16 protein-coding genes are annotated in these 17,511 nt (G+C 63.2%); 6 read left to right on the top strand and 10 right to left on the bottom strand.

Going from position 1 to position 17,511, the window contains the following annotated elements; genetic code table 11:
• Positions 1–144: 144 nt before the first annotated feature.
• The 4 genes from typA to uxaC form a co-directional block, all read right to left on the bottom strand.
• Complete coding sequence (gene typA, locus V6767_RS08895; protein ID WP_448473133.1) at positions 145–1,968, bottom strand: translational GTPase TypA; 1,824 nt, start codon at positions 1,966–1,968, stop codon at positions 145–147.
• 119 nt (positions 1,969–2,087) lie between these two features.
• Complete coding sequence (gene feoB / locus V6767_RS08890; protein ID WP_448473132.1) at positions 2,088–3,926, bottom strand: ferrous iron transport protein B; 1,839 nt, start codon at positions 3,924–3,926, stop codon at positions 2,088–2,090.
• A gap of 81 nt (positions 3,927–4,007) precedes the next feature.
• Positions 4,008–4,286 (bottom strand): FeoA family protein, encoded by a 279-nt coding sequence (locus V6767_RS08885; RefSeq protein ID WP_448473131.1) that lies wholly within the window; start codon positions 4,284–4,286, stop codon positions 4,008–4,010.
• 117 nt (positions 4,287–4,403) lie between these two features.
• Positions 4,404–5,807, bottom strand: coding sequence for a glucuronate isomerase (gene uxaC / locus V6767_RS08880; RefSeq protein ID WP_448473130.1), 1,404 nt, complete (start codon positions 5,805–5,807; stop codon positions 4,404–4,406).
• A 75-nt stretch (positions 5,808–5,882) separates the two neighbouring features.
• Between uxaC and V6767_RS08875 the strand changes: the two genes are divergently transcribed.
• The gene (locus V6767_RS08875) at positions 5,883–6,566 is read left to right on the top strand and encodes a GntR family transcriptional regulator (RefSeq protein ID WP_448473129.1); all 684 of its coding nucleotides are present in this window, start codon (positions 5,883–5,885) and stop codon (positions 6,564–6,566) included.
• On the top strand, positions 6,563–7,468 hold the full coding sequence (locus tag V6767_RS08870) for a sugar kinase (protein ID WP_448473128.1): 906 nt from the start codon (positions 6,563–6,565) through the stop codon (positions 7,466–7,468). The genes V6767_RS08875 and V6767_RS08870 overlap by 4 nt, the downstream gene beginning before the upstream one ends.
• A 30-nt stretch (positions 7,469–7,498) precedes the next feature.
• Here V6767_RS08870 and V6767_RS08865 read toward each other — a convergent pair whose 3' ends face one another.
• The 3 genes from V6767_RS08865 to ung form a co-directional block, all read right to left on the bottom strand.
• Positions 7,499–7,888 carry a RidA family protein gene (locus tag V6767_RS08865; RefSeq protein WP_448473127.1) on the bottom strand — a complete coding sequence of 130 codons (390 nt, stop codon included), beginning with the start codon at positions 7,886–7,888 and terminating at the stop codon, positions 7,499–7,501.
• Positions 7,889–8,035: 147 nt separating this feature from the next.
• Positions 8,036–9,463 carry an aldehyde dehydrogenase family protein gene (locus V6767_RS08860; RefSeq protein ID WP_448473126.1) on the bottom strand — a complete coding sequence of 476 codons (1,428 nt, stop codon included), beginning with the start codon at positions 9,461–9,463 and terminating at the stop codon, positions 8,036–8,038.
• 89 nt (positions 9,464–9,552) lie between these two features.
• Positions 9,553–10,248 (bottom strand): uracil-DNA glycosylase, encoded by a 696-nt coding sequence (ung, locus tag V6767_RS08855; protein ID WP_448431857.1) that lies wholly within the window; start codon positions 10,246–10,248, stop codon positions 9,553–9,555.
• A gap of 101 nt (positions 10,249–10,349) precedes the next feature.
• Between ung and V6767_RS08850 the strand changes: the two genes are divergently transcribed.
• The 4 genes from V6767_RS08850 to V6767_RS08835 all read left to right on the top strand — a co-directional run bounded on the left by V6767_RS08850 (position 10,350) and on the right by V6767_RS08835 (position 13,603).
• Positions 10,350–10,721, top strand: a complete 372-nt coding sequence (locus V6767_RS08850; protein WP_448473125.1) for a DsrE family protein — start codon at positions 10,350–10,352, stop codon at positions 10,719–10,721.
• 169 nt (positions 10,722–10,890) lie between these two features.
• Positions 10,891–11,865: an ABC transporter substrate-binding protein gene (locus tag V6767_RS08845; RefSeq protein ID WP_448473124.1), complete on the top strand. Its 975-nt coding sequence runs from the start codon at positions 10,891–10,893 to the stop codon at positions 11,863–11,865.
• Between the two features lie 2 nt (positions 11,866–11,867).
• Entirely contained in the window at positions 11,868–12,806 is a 939-nt protein-coding gene (locus V6767_RS08840) for an ABC transporter permease (protein WP_448473123.1), read from the top strand.
• Positions 12,806–13,603: an ABC transporter ATP-binding protein gene (locus tag V6767_RS08835; protein ID WP_448473122.1), complete on the top strand. Its 798-nt coding sequence runs from the start codon at positions 12,806–12,808 to the stop codon at positions 13,601–13,603. Before V6767_RS08840 ends, V6767_RS08835 begins: the two co-directional genes overlap by 1 nt.
• Before the next feature lie 23 nt (positions 13,604–13,626).
• On the opposite strand, the gene V6767_RS08830 is transcribed toward V6767_RS08835, so the two are convergent.
• From V6767_RS08830 to V6767_RS08820, 3 genes are all read right to left on the bottom strand, one after another.
• Positions 13,627–15,330, bottom strand: a complete 1,704-nt coding sequence (locus V6767_RS08830; protein WP_448473121.1) for a glycoside hydrolase family 32 protein — start codon at positions 15,328–15,330, stop codon at positions 13,627–13,629.
• A 186-nt stretch (positions 15,331–15,516) separates the two neighbouring features.
• A complete protein-coding gene (locus V6767_RS08825; RefSeq protein WP_448473120.1) occupies positions 15,517–16,098 on the bottom strand; it encodes an NAD(P)H-dependent oxidoreductase in 582 nt (193 codons plus the stop codon).
• A 1-nt stretch (position 16,099) separates the two neighbouring features.
• Positions 16,100–17,509 (bottom strand): FAD-binding oxidoreductase, encoded by a 1,410-nt coding sequence (locus V6767_RS08820; protein ID WP_448473119.1) that lies wholly within the window; start codon positions 17,507–17,509, stop codon positions 16,100–16,102.
• Positions 17,510–17,511: the final 2 nt, after the last annotated feature.

Genomic DNA, 17,511 nt, shown 5'->3' with positions numbered 1-17,511 from the left:
GGGCTTGCGCCCTTTACCCCTCTCTGTCGCTTTCGCGACATCTCCCCCTCAAGGGAGGGAGATTGGTTGGGGGCTATGCGGCGAGGTGTCACAAAAAACCCGGCCGCTGGGGCCGGGTTCGTTCAGGTCCGTATCGTCGCTGTTTCAGCCCGCAGCGCGGGCCTTCTCAAAACGCTTGCGCTCGTTGGAATCGAGATACATCTTGCGCAGGCGGATCGACTTCGGGGTGACTTCCATCAGCTCGTCGTCCTGAATCCAGGAGAGCGCCCGGTCGAGCGTCATGCGGATCGGCGGGGTCAGCTTCACCGCTTCGTCCTTGCCGGCAGAGCGGATGTTGGTAAGCTGCTTGCCCTTCAGCACGTTGACCTCGAGGTCGTTGTCGCGCGTGTGGATGCCGACGATCATGCCGGCATAGACCTTGTCGCCCGGCTCGATGATCATCGGACCGCGATCTTCCAGGTTGAACATGGCGTAGGCGACAGCCTCGCCGGCCTGGTTGGACAGCAGAACGCCCTGGCTGCGGCCGCCGATCTCGCCCTTGTAGGGCTGGTAGTCGTGGAACAGGCGGTTCATGATCGCCGTGCCGCGGGTGTCGGTCAGAAGCTCCGACTGGTAGCCGATCAGGCCACGGGTGGGCGCGAAGAAGCGCAGGCGCACGCGGTCGCCGCCCGACGGGCGCAGTTCGACCATCTCGCCCTTGCGTTCGGCCATCTTCTGCACGACGACGCCGGAATGCTCCTCATCGACGTCGATGACGACTTCCTCGATCGGCTCCATCAACTGGCCCGTTTCCGCGTCATTGTGCATGACGACGCGCGGACGCGATACGGCAATCTCGAAGCCTTCGCGGCGCATGGTCTCGATCAGGACAGCGAGCTGCAATTCGCCGCGGCCGGAAACGTAGAACGAATCCTTGCCCTCGGCCTCCTCAATCTTCAGCGCGACATTGCCTTCGGCTTCCTTGAACAGGCGGTCGCGGATGACGCGGCTCGTCACCTTGTCGCCCTCGGTGCCGGCGAGCGGCGAGTCGTTGACGATGAAGGACATCGTCACCGTCGGCGGGTCGATCGGCTGGGCGGTCAGCGGCGTGGTGACCGACGGATCGCAGAACGTGTCGGCAACCGTGCCCTTGGAAAGGCCGGCGATCGCGACGATGTCGCCCGCCTGGGCTTCCTCGATCGGCTGGCGCTCGATGCCGCGGAAGGCGAGGATCTTCGAGACGCGGCCGGTCTCGACGGTCTTGCCGTCCTGGCCCAGCACCTTGACGGCCTGGTTCGGCTTGATCGTGCCGGAATGGATGCGTCCGGTGATAATGCGGCCGAGATAGGGGTTGGCTTCCAGAAGCGTGCCGATCATCGAGAACGCACCCTCGGCAACCTTCGGCGCCGGAACATGATCGACAACGAGATCGAGGAGCGGGCCGAGGCCCTGGTCCTTCGGGCCTTCCGGCGAGGTGTTCATCCAGCCGGCGCGGCCGGAGCCGTAGAGAATGTGGAAATCGAGCTGCTCGTCGGTGGCGTCCAGCGCCGCGAACAGGTCGAAGACCTCGTTGACGACTTCATCGGCGCGGGCGTCGGGGCGGTCGATCTTGTTGATCGCGACGATCGGGCGGAGCCCGACCTTCAGCGCCTTGCCGACCACGAACTTGGTCTGCGGCATCGGGCCTTCGGCGGCGTCGACGAGCACGATCGCGCCATCCACCATCGAAAGGATGCGCTCGACCTCACCGCCGAAGTCGGCGTGGCCGGGGGTGTCGACGATGTTGATGCGGGTGTCCTTCCAGACAACCGAGGTCGCCTTGGCGAGAATGGTGATGCCGCGCTCTTTTTCGAGGTCGTTCGAGTCCATCACGCGCTCGTCAACGCGCTGGTTTTCGCGGAATGCGCCGGACTGTTTCAGAAGCTCGTCGACAAGGGTCGTCTTGCCATGGTCAACGTGCGCGATGATCGCGATGTTGCGAAGTGCCATATTTTTAGATCTCTGGGGCTGGGGCGCAGTCAATGTTCTGGGGAGGAGCGCCCGGTACTCATGGGGGCGCTCTTACACATATTTTGACCAAAACGAAAGAGAATGTTTTGTGGCAGGCTTCAGCCGAAGCCCAGAAGCAGCGCGCCCTGGTAGAATACGAAGGCGACGAGCCAGGCGTAAACCAGCGACACGACCAGCGAAAACACCATGAACATTGTCGAGCGGCTTTCCGCGCGCACGGTCGCGACCGTGGTCAGGCAGGGCGTGTAGAGCAGGCAGAACAGGCAGAAGGAATAGGCCGCCACCGGCGAGACGGTGAGGCCGATCTGGTGGGCGACCAGGCCGGCGGACATGGCGTAGATGGTCGAGAGCGACCCGATCACCACTTCCTTGGCGATAAAGCCGAAGATCAGCGCGAGCGTCAGATAGGGATTGATGCCTATGGGCGCCATCACCGGCTGGAGGAATTCGCCGAGCTTTCCGCCCCAGGTATCAAGCCCCGTCGCATCCGTCGGAAAATTGGTCAGGAACCAGACCGCAATCGTGCCGACGATGATGAAATTGGTGGCGCGGTGCAGGAAGATGCGGAGTTCGCCATAGCCACGCAGCCAAACCTGTCTGAGCGTCGGCACCCGGTAGGGCGGGAGTTCCAGCACGAAGGGCTCGGTATTCTTGAACTGTTTCGAGCGCGAGAAGATCGCGGCGGCGAGGAAGGCGGCGACGAAACTGATGATATAGAACGAAAACAGCACCAGCGGCCCCTGCGCCGGCGGAAACACGGCGGCGATGATGAACACGAACACCGCGAGCCGCGCCGAGCAGAGCGAGAACGGGACGATCAGCATGGTCAGCAGCCGGAGCGGCTGCGAGCGCATCACGCGGGTGCCCATCAGCGCCGGCACGTTGCAGCCGAAACCCATCATCTGCATCACGAAGGAACGGCCGTCGAGGCCGACGCGGCGCATCCACGTATCCATCAGATAGGCCGCGCGCGAGAGATAGCCCGAGTCCTCCACCGCCGCCATCAAGAAGAAAAACAGCATGATCAGCGGGATGAACGAGGCGACGGTGGCGACGCCGAGCCAGATGCCGTTGATGACGAAGTTCTTCAGCCATGCCGGTCCGAGATCGAGCGCCGGGGCGAGGATATGCGCCTGGATCCAGTCGGTGACGACGCCGGCCGCGTCTTGCGAGGGCAGGCCGAGCGCCCAGACGATGTAGAAGACGACCAGCATCACCGCGAAGAACAGCGGCAGGCCGAAAAGCGGATGGAGCAGCACCCGGTCGAGGCGCTCCGTCATCGTCTTCGGCGGCGTTTCCGGGTAGTGGACAGCGCCATCGATTGTCTTGGCCAGCGTTTCGGGCGTCATCAGCGTGGCGCGCAGCGTATCGTAACCGGCAAGCCTTGCCGGCATGCCCTCATGGTCCGCAAGCGTGGCGGCGACCGAGGTGAGCGCCTCCGGATAGCCCTCGCCATATTTGGCGCTGATCAGATGCACCGGCAGGCCAAGCCGCGCCGACAGTGCCTGCGTATCGATCGCGATCCCGTTGCGGCGGGCCTCGTCGGCCATGTTCAGCATCACCACGGCGGGCAGTCCGAGCAGCTTGACCTGCAACGGCATCAGGATCTGGCGGTCGATCTGGCTGGCATTGACGACGATGATGACGAGGTCGACGGGATAATTCTGCAGGAAGTCGGCAACGACGGTCTCGTCCTCGGAAAAGCCTTCGAGATCATAGATGCCGGGCAGGTCCACCACCTCGACCATCCGGCCGCCGATCCGCACCCGTGCATTCGATAGCGACACGGTGATGCCCGGCCAGTTGCCGACATGGGCGCTCGCGCCGGTGATCCGGTTGTAGAGCATCGACTTGCCGGTATTGGGCTGGCCGATGACCGCGATGCGCGGGATATCATTACGGGAAAGGTCGGCTTCAGCCGGGGAGCAATGGGTCATCGTGCGTTCCGGTCTTCAAAGTGCAGGACCGGGCGAGATCGTCCGGCAATTTGACCCGGCGTGCCGTTTCGGCATCATCGTTTAAAGCTTTCGAACCTTGACCAGCGCCGCCTCCGAACGGCGGATGGCGATCTCGGTCGCCTTACCGGCGCGCACCACCAGCGGGCCGCCAAACCAGCCGCGCCGGACCACCATCACCTGATGCGGGCTTGAAAGGCCCATCGCCCTCAGCCGCACCGCCAGCCCGTTTTCGTGACCGCCGGCGTCGATGATTTCGACAGTCCCGCTTTCGCCGGGCGCAAGGCTTTCCAGCGATACGATCCGGCCCTCTTCGGCCGACATCATGATCGGGTCTTGCATGGTTCGCTTCCCTGACGTTGTCACGCTTCTATGACACGGCAGCTTTATGGCGGCAATAGGTGAGTATCGTGGGAAGGTATAATTAAATTTCTGAAATATATGCGGTTTGCCGCATGATCACAGCTTGTAGGCGCGTTTGACCAGATTGTAGGTGAGGTCGCGGGCGACTTCCGGGGCCTCGTCCTCGTCCAGCCGGCCGGTTGCCACCAGCGTTGCCAGATAGGCGCAGTCGACGCGGCGGGCGACATCGTGGCGGGCGGGGATCGAGCAGAAGGCGCGGGTATCGTCGTTGAAGCCGACGGTGTTGTAGAAGCCCGCCGTCTCGGTGGTCATCTCGCGGTAGCGGCGCATACCCTCGGGGCTGTCATGGAACCACCATGCCGGACCAAGCTTCAGCGAAGGGTACGCGCCGGCAAGCGGCGCGAGCTCGCGGGTGTAGGCGGTTTCGTCCAGCGTGAACAGGATGATGCTGAGCGAGGGCTCCATGCCGACGGCATTCAGCAGCGGGCGCAGTGCCTCGACATAGCTGGTCTGGACTGGAATATCGAAGCCGACATTGCGGCCGTGCCGGGCCATCATCGGCACGGAGTGATTGCGGAATGAACCCGGATGGATCTGCAGCACCAGACCGTCCTCGATGCTCATCCGGGCCATCTCTGTCAGCATCTGGCCGCGGAAGGCGTCCGCCTCATCCGCGCTGCACGCGCCCTTCAGCGCCTTTTCAAACAGCGCGGCGGCGTCCGCTTTCGGCAGGTCCTCGGTGCGGGCGGTGGCGTGGCCGTGATCGGTGCTGGTCGCGCCGAACTCTTTGAAATAGGCCCGGCGCATGCGATGGGCGTCGAGATATTGGTCGTATCTGGTGGTATCGAGCCCGGTGATCGCGCCGAGTTTTTCCACATTTTCGGCAAAGCCCTCGAAATCGGGATCAACCACCGGATCGGGGCGATAGGCGGTGATCACGCGCCCGCCGGTCCAGCCGCTTTCGCGGATTTGCCGATGCCATTTCAGATCGTCGAGCGGGTCTTCGGTGGTGGCGATCACCTCGATGTTGAACCGCTCGAACAGCGCGCGCGGGCGGAATTCCGGTCGCTTCAGGCAATCGTCGATGTGATCGTAGAATTCATCCGCCGTGTCAGGCCCCAGCCGCTTGGTCAGGCCGAAGACATGTTCGAAGGCATGTTCAAGCCAGCCCCGGCTGGGCGTGCCCCGGAACAGGTAGAAATTTTCAGCGAAAAGCCGCCAGATCGCGCGGCTGTCGGTCTCGCTGGCACCGCCATCAATGCGGGCAACGCCGAGTTTCTCCGGCGCAATGCCCTGCGAGCACAGCATGCGGAAAACGTAGTGATCGGGCACGACGAACAGTTGCGCAGGATCCGGGAACGGTTCGTTTTCGGCATACCAGCGCGGATCGGTATGGCCGTGGGGGCTGATGATCGGCAGCCTGCTGACTTCGCGATAAAGCGCGCGCGCCAGATCCCGCACCTTCGGTTCGAGCGGAAAAAGACGGTCATTGTCGAGCATTCGCGGCTCCCTGGCGCATTGCAATTCGTGTCAAAACTAATATGTTAGTATGTAAGAAGTGTCAACGGAGGCCGCATGGTGGCCAGTATCGACCAGCCCCGGCAGACGGTGACCGACCTGATCTATGACAGGCTCTACCGCCAGGTCATCGAGAATGACTTGCCGCCCGGCACCAAGCTTTCGGAAGCCGAGGTCGCGCGCACGCTTGGCGTATCGCGCCAGCCGGTGCGCGATGCCTTTTACCGGCTGTCGCAGCAGGGTTTTCTGCTGGTCAGGCCGCAGCGCGCCACGCTCGTCGCGCCCATTTCGGTCGAGGCGGTGATGCAGGCGCTGTTCATTCGCACGGCGCTGGAGGTGGCGACCGTCATGGCCGCCGCGGAGCAGGGAACGGACGAGGATTTCGACAGGCTCGACGCATTGCTCGCGGAGCAGGCGAGAGCCGTGCAGGCCGATGACCGGATGGGCTTCCACCGTCTCGATGACGAGCTTCATCGCCAGATCTGCGCGCTGGCAGGCCATGAATATGCCTGGACGCTGATCCGCGAGCATAAGGCCCATATGGATCGCATCCGGCTGCTCTCGCTGTCCTTCACCGCCCATGATGCGCTGACCGAGCACCGCGCCATCGTCGGCGCGATCAAGGCGCGGGATGCCGATGCCGCCGTCGCGGCCATGCGTCATCACCTTTCCCGGATCGCCGGCAGCATCGCGCGCATCCACAAGTCCCATCCCGGTTTCTTCGATCAGGAACAGATATGAAAAACATTCTCAGCATCGGCGAATGCATGGTCGAAATGGCCCCGCGCGCCGATGGCGCCTATACGCGCGGCTTTGCCGGCGACACCTTCAACGCGGCATGGTATCTGGCGAAGCTTTTGCCTGAAGGCGGCACGGTTGATTATTTCACCGCCGTCGGCACGGATGCCGTCTCCGGCGAGATGCTCGATTTCATGGAGCGGTCGGGCGTCGGGACCGGCTGCATCCGCCGGATCGAGGATCGCACGGTCGGCCTCTACATGATCGCGCTGAAGGATGGCGAGCGCTCGTTTTCCTACTGGCGCGGCCAGTCCGCCGCCAAACGGCTCGCCGCCGATCGCACTGCGCTTGAGGCGGCGGTACGGGAGAGAGACCTTGTCCTGTTTTCCGGCATCACCATGGCGATTGTCGACGAGGCAGATCGCGGCACGCTGCTGGATGTGCTGGCCGAGGCGCGCAAGGCGGGCGCGGTGATTGCCTTCGATCCCAATATGCGTCTCAGGCTGTGGCCCTCGCGCGCGGTGATGGCGGAGACCATCATGCGGGCTGCGGCGGTTAGCGACATGGTGCTGCCGTCGTTCGATGAAGATGGCGCGGTGTTCGGCGATGACAGTCCCGAGGCGACGATCGCGCGTTATCGCGCGCTCGGCGTCAAGACGGTGGTGGTCAAGAACGGCGTCGATACGATCCATGCCCGGTCCGGAGCAGAGGGCGCGATCACCTTCCAGCCGACGCCGGCCGAAAACGTGGTCGACACCACGGCGGCGGGCGACAGTTTCAATGCCGGTCTGATCGCGGCGCTGGCGCGGGGCGAAAGTCTCTCCGACGCCATCAGCCGGGCCGCAGCCCTTTCCGCCCGCGTCATTGCAGCGCGCGGCGCGCTGGTGGCTGACGCGGTTGCGTGAGGGGGCAGGTCTGCGTTCAGGTCGCCGCGGTTACGGGACCTTGGCCGCCGTCACCTCGACCTCGACCAGAAATTCGGCGCGGGTGAAGCCGGAGACGATCAGCAGCGTGGAGACGGGCAGGGGATCGGAAATGTACTTGTCGCGCACCTCCATATAGGCCGGGAAATCCTCGCGCATCGTCACATAGCCGTTGATGCGGATCACGTCCTCGAAGCCCATATCGGCCTCGGCGAGGATCTTACCGATCGCTTCGAAACAGAGCTCCGCCTGGCCCTTGACCGAACGCGGGATGACCTCATCCGTGCCGATGCCGAGCTGGCCGGAGGTGACCAGCAGCCCCGCGCCGGGCGGCACGTAAAGCCCGTGGCTGTAATTTCCGAAGGGTTTGCGCACGCCGTTTGGGTTGATGCTCTTTTTCATGAAACCGCCTCCGAATACTGCCGTGACCCGTGATTGCAACGATGCCCGGCGCTTTCGCCGGGCATGCGATATTTTGTGTTCTCGCGCATCCGAACTGGCGGACGGCGATGCGCAACACGCTCCAATGTAGCGGTTTCGCGGGGAATTTTAAGCCGTGTAGCCGCGTATCCCCTTGATTTCCAGAAAATCTTCCATGCCCCAGTCGGCAAACTCGCGGCCATTGCCGGATTGCTTGTAGCCGCCGAAGGGAATGGCGGTGTCCCAGTCCGGATCGTTGATCGTGACATTGCCGGCGCGCAGGCGCGCAGCGACCTTGCGGGCATGGTCGAGATCGCCCGATTGCACATAGGCGGCAAGCCCGTAGGGCGTGTCGTTGGCGATCGCGATCGCTTCCTCTTCGCTCTCATAGGACAGCACCGACAGAACCGGGCCGAAGACTTCCTCGCGGGCGATCGTCATGGCGTTGTCGACATGGCCGAACACGGTGGGCTTGACATAATAGCCGTGATTGATGCCGTCCGGACGGCCAGGGCCGCCGACCGCAACGGTGGCACCCTCGGCGATCGCCGTTTCGATAAGCCCCTGGATCTTGTCATATTGCTGCTGGCTCACCACCGGGCCGAGATCGGTGTCTTCCGCGCGCGGGTCGCCGACCTTGAGCGTGAGCGCCGCCTTCCTGGCAATCTCCAGCGCCTCGTCATGCCTTGCGGCGGGCACCAGCATGCGCGTCGGCGCGTCGCAGGACTGGCCGGAATTCTGGAAGCAGGAACGCACGCCGCCCGCGACCGCCTTTTCGAAATCGGCATCCTCCAGCACGATATTCGGCGACTTGCCGCCAAGCTCCTGGCAAACGCGCTTGACCGTGTCGGCGGCGGTTTTCGCAACGATGATGCCGGCACGCGTCGAGCCGGTGAAGGAGACCATGTCGACGTCCTCGTGGCCGGCCATGACCTGGCCGACATCCGGGCCAGTGCCGTTGACGAGGTTGAAGACTCCGGGCGGAACGCCGGCCTCCTCCATGATCTCGGCGAAGATGATGGCCGAAAGCGGCGCGATTTCCGACGGCTTCAGCACCACGGTGCAGCCGGTGGCGAGCGCAGGGGCCACCTTGGCCGCGATCTGGTTCAGCGGCCAGTTCCACGGCGTGATCAGGGCGCAGACGCCGATCGGTTCACGCACGATCAGGCCCTTGTTGCGCTCCTCGGAGAATTCGAAATTCTCAAGCGCCTTGCGGGTGTTGCTGATATGGGAAGCGCCGACTGGCACCTGGGCGCTGCGCGCAAGCTTCAGCGGCGCGCCCATTTCGCTCATCACCGCCTCGACCAGATCGTCGGCGCGGGCTCGGTAGCATTCCAGCACCCGCTCCAGAAGCGCAAGCCGCTCCTCGCGCGTGGTGAGCGAGAAGCTCTCGAATGCGCGCCGCGCGGCAGCCACCGCCTTGTCGACATCCGATGCCTGTCCGAGCGCGATCGCGGTGACGACCTCCTCGGTCGCCGGATTGATGACGTCGAGCGTTTCCTGCCCGTCCGGCTCGACCCAGGCGCCGTCGATGAAGAATTTTCTGTGGTGGGACATCGGTATCTCCGTAAATTGGATGCTGCGCCATCGCGCCGTCTATAGCGCATAAATGTGTTGAAGGTCACGGCTCGACAAGCGCCGCCTCTTCAACTTTCTCCGGGGTCTTTCGGCAATTGCCAGTCTATCGGCTCGATGCCCTGTTCGAGCAGGAACTGATTGGCCTTGGAAAACGGGCGACTGCCGAAAAAGCCGTTATGGGCCGAAAGCGGCGAGGGGTGCGGGGATTTCAGCACCAGATGCCGGCTTCTGTCGACAAAGCTCGCCTTCTTCTGGGCATAGGCGCCCCAGAGGATGAATACGACATGCGGGCACTCGTCGTTGACGACGCGGATCACGGCGTCGGTGAATTCCTCCCAGCCCTTGCCGCGATGGGAGGCGGCGGCGGCCTGGCGCACGGTCAGCACCGAGTTCAAAAGCAAGACGCCCTGCTTCGCCCAGTGCTCCAGAAAGCCGTGATCGACCTTCTGAAACCCGACATCGGCGGCCAGCTCCTTGTAGATATTGACCAGCGATGGCGGGGTGCGCACACCGGGACGCACCGAAAAGCAGAGCCCGTGGGCCTGCCCCGGCCCGTGATAGGGATCCTGCCCGAGGATCACGACCTTCACCCGGTCGAGCGGCGTCAGGTCGAGCGCGCGGAAATATTCCTCGCCTTTGGGAAAGACGACCTGCCCGTTTTTCTTCTCGTCCACAAGAAAGGATCTGAGGCCGGCCATGTAGGCGCTTTCGAATTCCGGTTGAAGCTTCTCCTTCCAGCCCGGCTCGAGTCTGATTTCGCCCATGCTCTGCTACCTCCCGTTCAAGTCCTGCCTGCGACAATTGTCGCACTTGTATAGCAACGACGTCTCCCCAATTCCAGAACAGGCAGAAGGAGGCCTCAAACATGCAAACCACAGCTTTTGTTGCAACGATTTTCGACGGCAAGTCCAATCCGAACAAGGTGACCGTCGCCTTCACCATGGCGCTCAACGCGCTGAAGAAGGGGCATAGCGCCACGATCATCCTGATGGTCGAGGCCGTGGAACTCGGCAAGCCCGGCGCCACCGACGGCATCGATATCGGCGCACCGTTCGAGCCGGTTTCCGATCTGCTCGAAGAATACCGTACGGCCGGCGGCAAGATCGCGATCTGCGGCGCCTGCATGAAGCATAACGGCATGAGCGCGGAAGACATGGATCCCGCCTACGAGATCATCACCGCGCCTGACGTCATCGATCTTCTGATGAACGCCGAGGGATCGCTGCAGATCACCTGACGGGCCGCGGCATCCGCAAACGCGAGCCGGCGCGGCAGGGGACCCGCCGCCAGCGCCGGCAAATAAAGTCGCGGGCGGCGACGTTCCGGCGTTGACCGGCGCTTTGGCACAGGCCAAACTGCCGCGTGATCACATCGCGCTAAGAACAATCCTGACAGGGGGTTTCGAAATGCTCAACTTCAAGAAAACGGTGTTCGCCACCGCGGCGATCGCCGCTTTTGCCGGCTTTGCCGCGCCGGTCGTCGCGCAGGACACCAAGACCGTCGCCATCACCTATATCGTCGAACACCCCGCCCTTGACGCCGTGCGTGAAGGCATTGTCGAGAGCCTCGCCGAAAAGGGCTACAAGGAAGGCGAGAACCTGAAGGTCGTCGCCCGCTCCGCCCAGGGCAACATGACCACGCAGAGCCAGATTGCTGACGAATTCGCCGGCATCGATCCGGATGTCGCCGTCGGCATCTCGACGCCGTCGGCCCAGGCGCTGAAGAATTCCATGGGCGACACCCCCGTCGTCTTCGCCGCCGTCACCGATCCGGTGGCCGCCGGCCTGATCGAGAACCCGGAAAAGCCGGAGGCCAACATCACCGGCACCTCCGACAAGCAGCCGCCGAAGCCGGCGCTGGAGCTGATCCAGAAGCTGGTTCCGGACGTCAAGACCATCGGCGTCATCTACAATCCGGGCGAAGCCAACTCGGTCGTGCAGGTCGATGACATCAAGGCCGGCGCCGAAGAGCTCGGCCTCACCGTCGTCGAAAGCCCCGCCGCCCAGTCGACCATGGTGCCGGATGCGGCCCGCAACCTCGTTGGCAAGGCCGATGCCATCCTGTTGCCGACCGACAATTCGGTGATCTCGGTGCTGGAAGCGATCGTGACCGTCGGCGAGCGCGCCAAGCTGCCGGTCTTCACCACCGATACCGACTCCGTCGAGCGCGGCGCGGTTGCCGCCCTTGGCTTCAACTATGCCGAAATGGGCACGGTTACCGGCGACATGATCGCCCAGATCCTCGAAGGCACTGCGGTTGCCGACATTCCGGTCGTCGTACCCGGCAATCAGGATCTGTTCCTGAACCTCAAGGCGGCCAAGGCCATGGGCATTGATGTGCCGGCCGACGTCGTTGACAGCGCCAAGAAGGTCATCGAGTAAACATGACGCTTTTCGCACTCGCCGGTGCGTTTGAGACCGGCCTGCTCTTCGCCCTCGTGGCGTTGAGCATCTTCATGTCATTCCGGGTTCTGGACTTTCCGGACCTGACGGTGGACGGAAGCTTCCCGCTTGGCGCGGCGGTTTCCGCCGCCGCCATTATCCACGGCGTCGATCCCTTTATCGCCACGTTTTTCGGCCTGATGGCGGGCGCGGCCGCCGGTTTCGTAACCGGCCTCCTGAATGTCCGCTTCGGCATCATGAACCTGCTTGCCGGCATTCTGTCGATGGTCGCGCTGTTTTCGATCAATCTTCGGATCATGGGTCGACCCAACCTGCCGGTCTATGGCCAGGATACGGTGTTTTCCCGCTTTGAAGACCTTGTGGGCGCGGGGCTGTGGAGCAACACGATTCTGCTTTTGATCATCGCGATCGGCGCCAAGTTCATAATCGACTGGTTCCTCAAGACCGAAATCGGCCTTGGCCTGCGCGCCTCGGGCGAGAACCCGGCCATGGCTGAAGCGCAGGGCATTCGCAACGGCGCGATGACGCTGCTCGGCATGTCGATCGCCAATGCGCTCTGCGCGCTCGCGGGCTCGCTGTTTGCGCAGATGCAGGGGGTGGCGGATGTCACCATGGGCGTCGGCACCATCGTCACCGGGCTTGCGGCCCTGATCATCGGCGAGGCCATTCTCGGCCGTCGCACCGTGTTTCTCGCCACGCTCGGCTGCGTCATCGGCGCGGTCGTCTACCGCCTGTTCATCGCGCTTGCGCTGTCGGCCGGCTTCATCGGCATCCGCCCGCAGGACCTGAACCTGATCACCGCGATCGTAGTCGCCGTCGCCGTTGTGCTCTCCCAGAGCCGCGGCAAGAAGGGGCGCAAGTCGATGTTCAACTTCCGCCTCGTGCGCGGCGCGCAGCAACCGGATGAAGGGCAGGACTGATGCTGAAACTTGACGACATCCACATCACCTTCAATGCCGGAACGGCAACCGAAGTTCGGGCGCTGCGCGGCATTTCGCTCGATATCGCGGAGGGCGAGTTCGTCACCGTGATCGGCTCCAACGGGGCGGGCAAGTCGACGCTGCTATCCACCGTCGTCGGCACGGCGAAGCCCGATACCGGCACGATCCACCTCGCCGGCAACGACGTCACCAACTGGCCGGCCGCCAAGCGCGCCCGTCTTGTCGGCCGGGTGTTTCAGGAGCCCAGGCTCGGCACCTGTTCGTCGCTGTCGATCGAGGAAAATCTGGCGCTCGCCGCCGCCCGCGGCAAGAAGCGGGGTCTGGCTCTCGCGCTTGGCAAGCGCGGCCAGAAACAGATGTTTGCCGAGCATCTGGAAAAGCTCGGCCTCGGCCTCGAACACCGCATGGCAACGCCGATCGGCGCTCTTTCCGGCGGCCAGCGCCAGGCCGTCAGCCTGCTGATGGCGACGCTGCTTCCGATGAAAATCCTGGTGCTCGACGAACATACGGCGGCGCTGGACCCCTCCGCCGCCCACAAGGTGCTCACGCTTTCGGCCGAGATTGCCGGCGAAAGCCGTCTGACCACGCTGATGGTGACCCATTCGATGAAGGACGCGCTGGCCTATGGCTCGCGCACCCTGATGATGAATGCCGGCCGGATCGTGCTTGATATCGCCGGTGAGGAACGCTCAAGGCTCAAGGTCTCCGACCTTCTGGAACGCTTCGGCCGCGCGGCCGGCACGGAGATCGACGACGATCAGCTGATGCTGGCGTAGCAAAAGCGCTCACCGCCCATTGCTTAGAGCGCCAGCGCCCAGACCCTCGCCGACCGGACGTCGCCGTGGCGCAGCCGCATCGAATGGATCGGATCGAAGCCGGCAATCCGCTTGGTGCCGGTCCAGCGGCCATTATCGGCGAAAACCTCGACCGAACCGATATCGAGAAACACCCGGATATGGCTCGGCTTCGCGCCGGGCGCGATATAGCGCGGCGTCGGCTTTTCGGCGTCATCGCGGTAGACCAGGCTGAGGCCTTCCTCATCGAGCGTGATCACGATCTCGATATTGTTGTGATAGAGATCAAGCTCGAATGTCGGTCCGTCGAGATCGATCACGATCTCGGCCTGCCCGGTTTCGAGGCTTACCAGTTCTCCCGCCGCGAGCGCCGTTTCATCTATCAGATGGTCGCGGAGGCTTTCCACGCCTTCGATCGGCGGCGTCAGAAGCGTGTCGTCGGCGGCGTCATAGACGAGGTTGCGCGGCAGCGTCATCGCCGTCGGGAAATCGATTTCGGGGGCGGCATCGGCCCAGTTGGCGAGCCAGCCGATGCCCACCGGCGTGCCCTGGTCGAGGAAGGCCTGGAAGGCGTAATTGTCGGTGACGAAGTCGAGCTCCTGCTCGAAATGCGGCGTGAATGTCGTGCCATCAAACTTGCCAACGGTGGCCGTCGTCAGGTTCTTGCGCCCGGTTTCCTCATGATGGCTGTGCATCAGGCCGCAGATCAGCCCCCAGTGCGTGGCGGGGTCGCCGGCCGGGCCGTCGAGCGGCAGCAGGCAGGGGCATTCGATCACCTGCGTGTTGAACCGTCCCTCCGAATGCAGCACCGAGACGAATTCCCAGCCGCTGGCCGCCGTCACATCCGCGGTCTGGTAGAGCAAAACCACGCCCTCCTCGCCCAAGCGGCTGCCGAGCAGCATTTTCCAGTAGCCGTCGGGGCCGCGGAACACATAAGGGTCGCGGAAGTCGAGCGTCAGGCCCTCAAGTTCGGGCCGGGTGTCGATCAGCGGCTTGGCCGCGCCGGCGAAGATCAGCGATTGCGAGGTCGCCATCATTTGGATTTCGCGCTCCGGCGCGCGGTCGATCATGTGTTCGGTGAAGAACACACGGACGCCGGCGGAGTTTTCCAGCGGGATCGCCGAGCCCGAAAACGCGCCGCCGCGCTTGTCCGGCTTGGCGGTCAGATCTTCCGAAGGAAACAGGAAGATCGGCAGATGCCGCCAGTGCAGGAAATCCTCCGAGACCGCATGGCCCCAATGCATCGTGTTCCATTTCAGCCCGTGCGAATAATGCTGATAGAACAGATGCGCCGAGCCGTTGAAACGGCCAAAGCCGTTCGGATCGTTCATCCAGCCGAAGGGCGGGCGGAAATGATAGGAGCCGGGCGCCGGCGCCGGCGCATTGGCGGCGTGGGTGCGCAAGACGGTGATGCCTTCCTCCAGCGCCTTCGCATCGGTGAACCAGTAAGCGACCGAAATCGTGGTCGTTTCGGGATCATAGGCGCATTCGAGTTCCCCGCCATGCGGCATGAAGAACATCCGGAATTCGTATTCCTCGGAATTCTGCACGAACACATTGCCGAAAACCCGGTCGTTCAGCGAAAGCCGCAACTCCGCAGGCGCATGCGGATGAACCGCCTTCAACCAGACATGCAGCACGGCATTGACCGGCACATTGCCGCGCAGCTTGCGAAGGCGGGTTTCGTCGGCGGTGGTCAATTCATGCATGCTCGTTCGGCTCCGTTCCAGCGCAACCGGATCATTCAACGCCTTGCCGCGCGGAACAGCCCGGAATTACAGTTATGCGCATGGTGACGAAAACCGGTTGCACGCATGCGCTATCCCGCAGGGAAGAAGAGCTGCGGGATAGCTTTAGACCTAATGCACTGAGACGGGATGTAAAGAGCGTGAGGGCTAGAAAGCCTCCATCTCGCTTTTCACCTTATCGAGAAAGCGGGCGCGGGTTTCCTCGGTGCAGTTGTTCATGTCGTAATGGGCCATGAACCGCACCGGGGCGCCGAGCTTGATCTGGGCGCGCAGCACGCGCTTGATCATCTTTTTCGGCGGGTTGCCGGCGAGAAACGCCCGCATCGGCGTCGCGCCGTAAGTGAAGACGGCGGCGGCCTTCTGGATGTGGCGCAACGTCGGCTTCAGCTTGCCATCCTCCAGCGCGAAGGAAACGCCCGGCAGCCAGACGCGGTCGAAATAGCCTTTCAGCATTGCCGGATAGCCGAAATTCCAGATCGGCGTGACGATCACCAGCGCCTCCGCCTTCTGCAGGCGCTCGACATAGGAGGCGACCGGCGCGGTGTTTTCCGGATAGTCGTGATAGCCGATCCGCTCCTCGCGGGTCAGCACCGGCTGGAAGTTTTCGGCATAGAGGTCGCAATCATCGACATCGTGACCGGCCTTGGTGAGGCTTTCGACGACCTGTCTGTGAAGGGCCGCGCCATAGCTGGTTTCCACGGGGTGGGAAAAGAGCACGAGGACCCGCATCTCACTCCGCTCCCGTCTCTGCCAGCCCCTTGAACAGGAAGTTCCTGCCGGCCTTGAAGTCGAAATCCGGGTTCTCCCAGGCGATCATCTTGCCGGGGTTCATCAGGCCCTTGGGGTCGGTTTCCTTCTTGAAGGCAAGCTGCAGCTCGTCGGTCTGCTTCATGCCGCCTTCTTCCAGCGTATAGCGGTGCGGGTTGAAGATCGGGCAGCCATGGGTCTCGTGGATCGCGATGATCTCTTCCAGCCGTTCCGGCGTGGTGTAGCGCACCAGCGGCAGGCCGGAGCACTGTATAGCGCCGTCAAAGCGCAGGAATTCCAGATGGCCGATCACTTCGTCGCCGAAAAGCTCGGTCATCTCGCGGACCTTCTCGACATGGTCCGGGCCGGGATACTGCACCTGAAGATAGGTGAAGCTGTCGGGCTCCATCTTCAGCGCGCGCAGCGTGGTGTGGTTCCAGCCAAGTTCATAGGCGCGCGGTATGCCGCGCAGGCTCTCCACTTCATCGGAACGGAAGCGGATTTCGCCCTTCATCAGCTTCACCAGCGCCTCGAACGGCGCCAGCGCATGGGGGGCGACCATGACCACGGTGACCGCCTCGCCCTCCTTCAGCCACGGCTTGTGGCGGGTGAAATATTCATAAGGTACGGGGGCGGCGATCGGGGCGATTTCCTTGACCAGAATGCCGGAGGATTTCGCCAGCCGGTCGGAAAACCGCACGGCATCCATGAAGGTCTCGTGGCCGACGATCACGTCCACCCAGTCATAGGCGGGCGCCAGCGGCATCTCGACTTCGGTGATGATGCCGTTGGTGCCGTAGGCGTGGGAGACCTTCAGGAGGTCGCGGGCCGTAAGCTCCATCACGCGGGGTTCTTCCTCAAGCGTGACGATGCGCAGCCTCAGCACATTGCCGAGATCGCGAAGCCCGCCCCAGTGCACCGAGCCAACGCCGCCGGAACCGCCGGCGATGAAGCCGCCAAGGGTGGCCTGGCCGGTGGTGGAGGGGTGGAAGCGCAGTTCCTGGCCCGACTGTTCCTTCAGCTCCCTGTCGAGCTGGGCGCAGATGATGCCCGGCTCGGTGATGACGCGGCCGGGGTGGATTTCCTTGATCCGGTTCATCTTCGTCATGTCGAGCACGATGCCGCCCGACAGCGGCATGCACTGGCCGTAATTGCCGGTGCCGCCGCCGCGCGCCGTGACCGGCACATCATGGCGGAATGCGACCTTCAGCACCTGGATCACCTCATCCTCGCTTGCGGGCGAGACGATCAGGTCGCCGGTGACGTTTTCGAGCTGGGCCTTGAGGATCGGCGAGTACCAGTAGAAATCCCGGCTCTTGCGGGAGACGAGGTTGGGGTTGTCCTCGATGGCGATGCCTTCGAGCTCGGCCTTGATCTGTTGATAGTCCGGCATGT

The sequence above is a fragment of the Martelella sp. FLE1502 genome (assembly GCF_053484255.1).
Note: the sequence above shows the minus strand (reverse complement) of the source record. Positions and strands in the feature narration are given on the sequence as shown.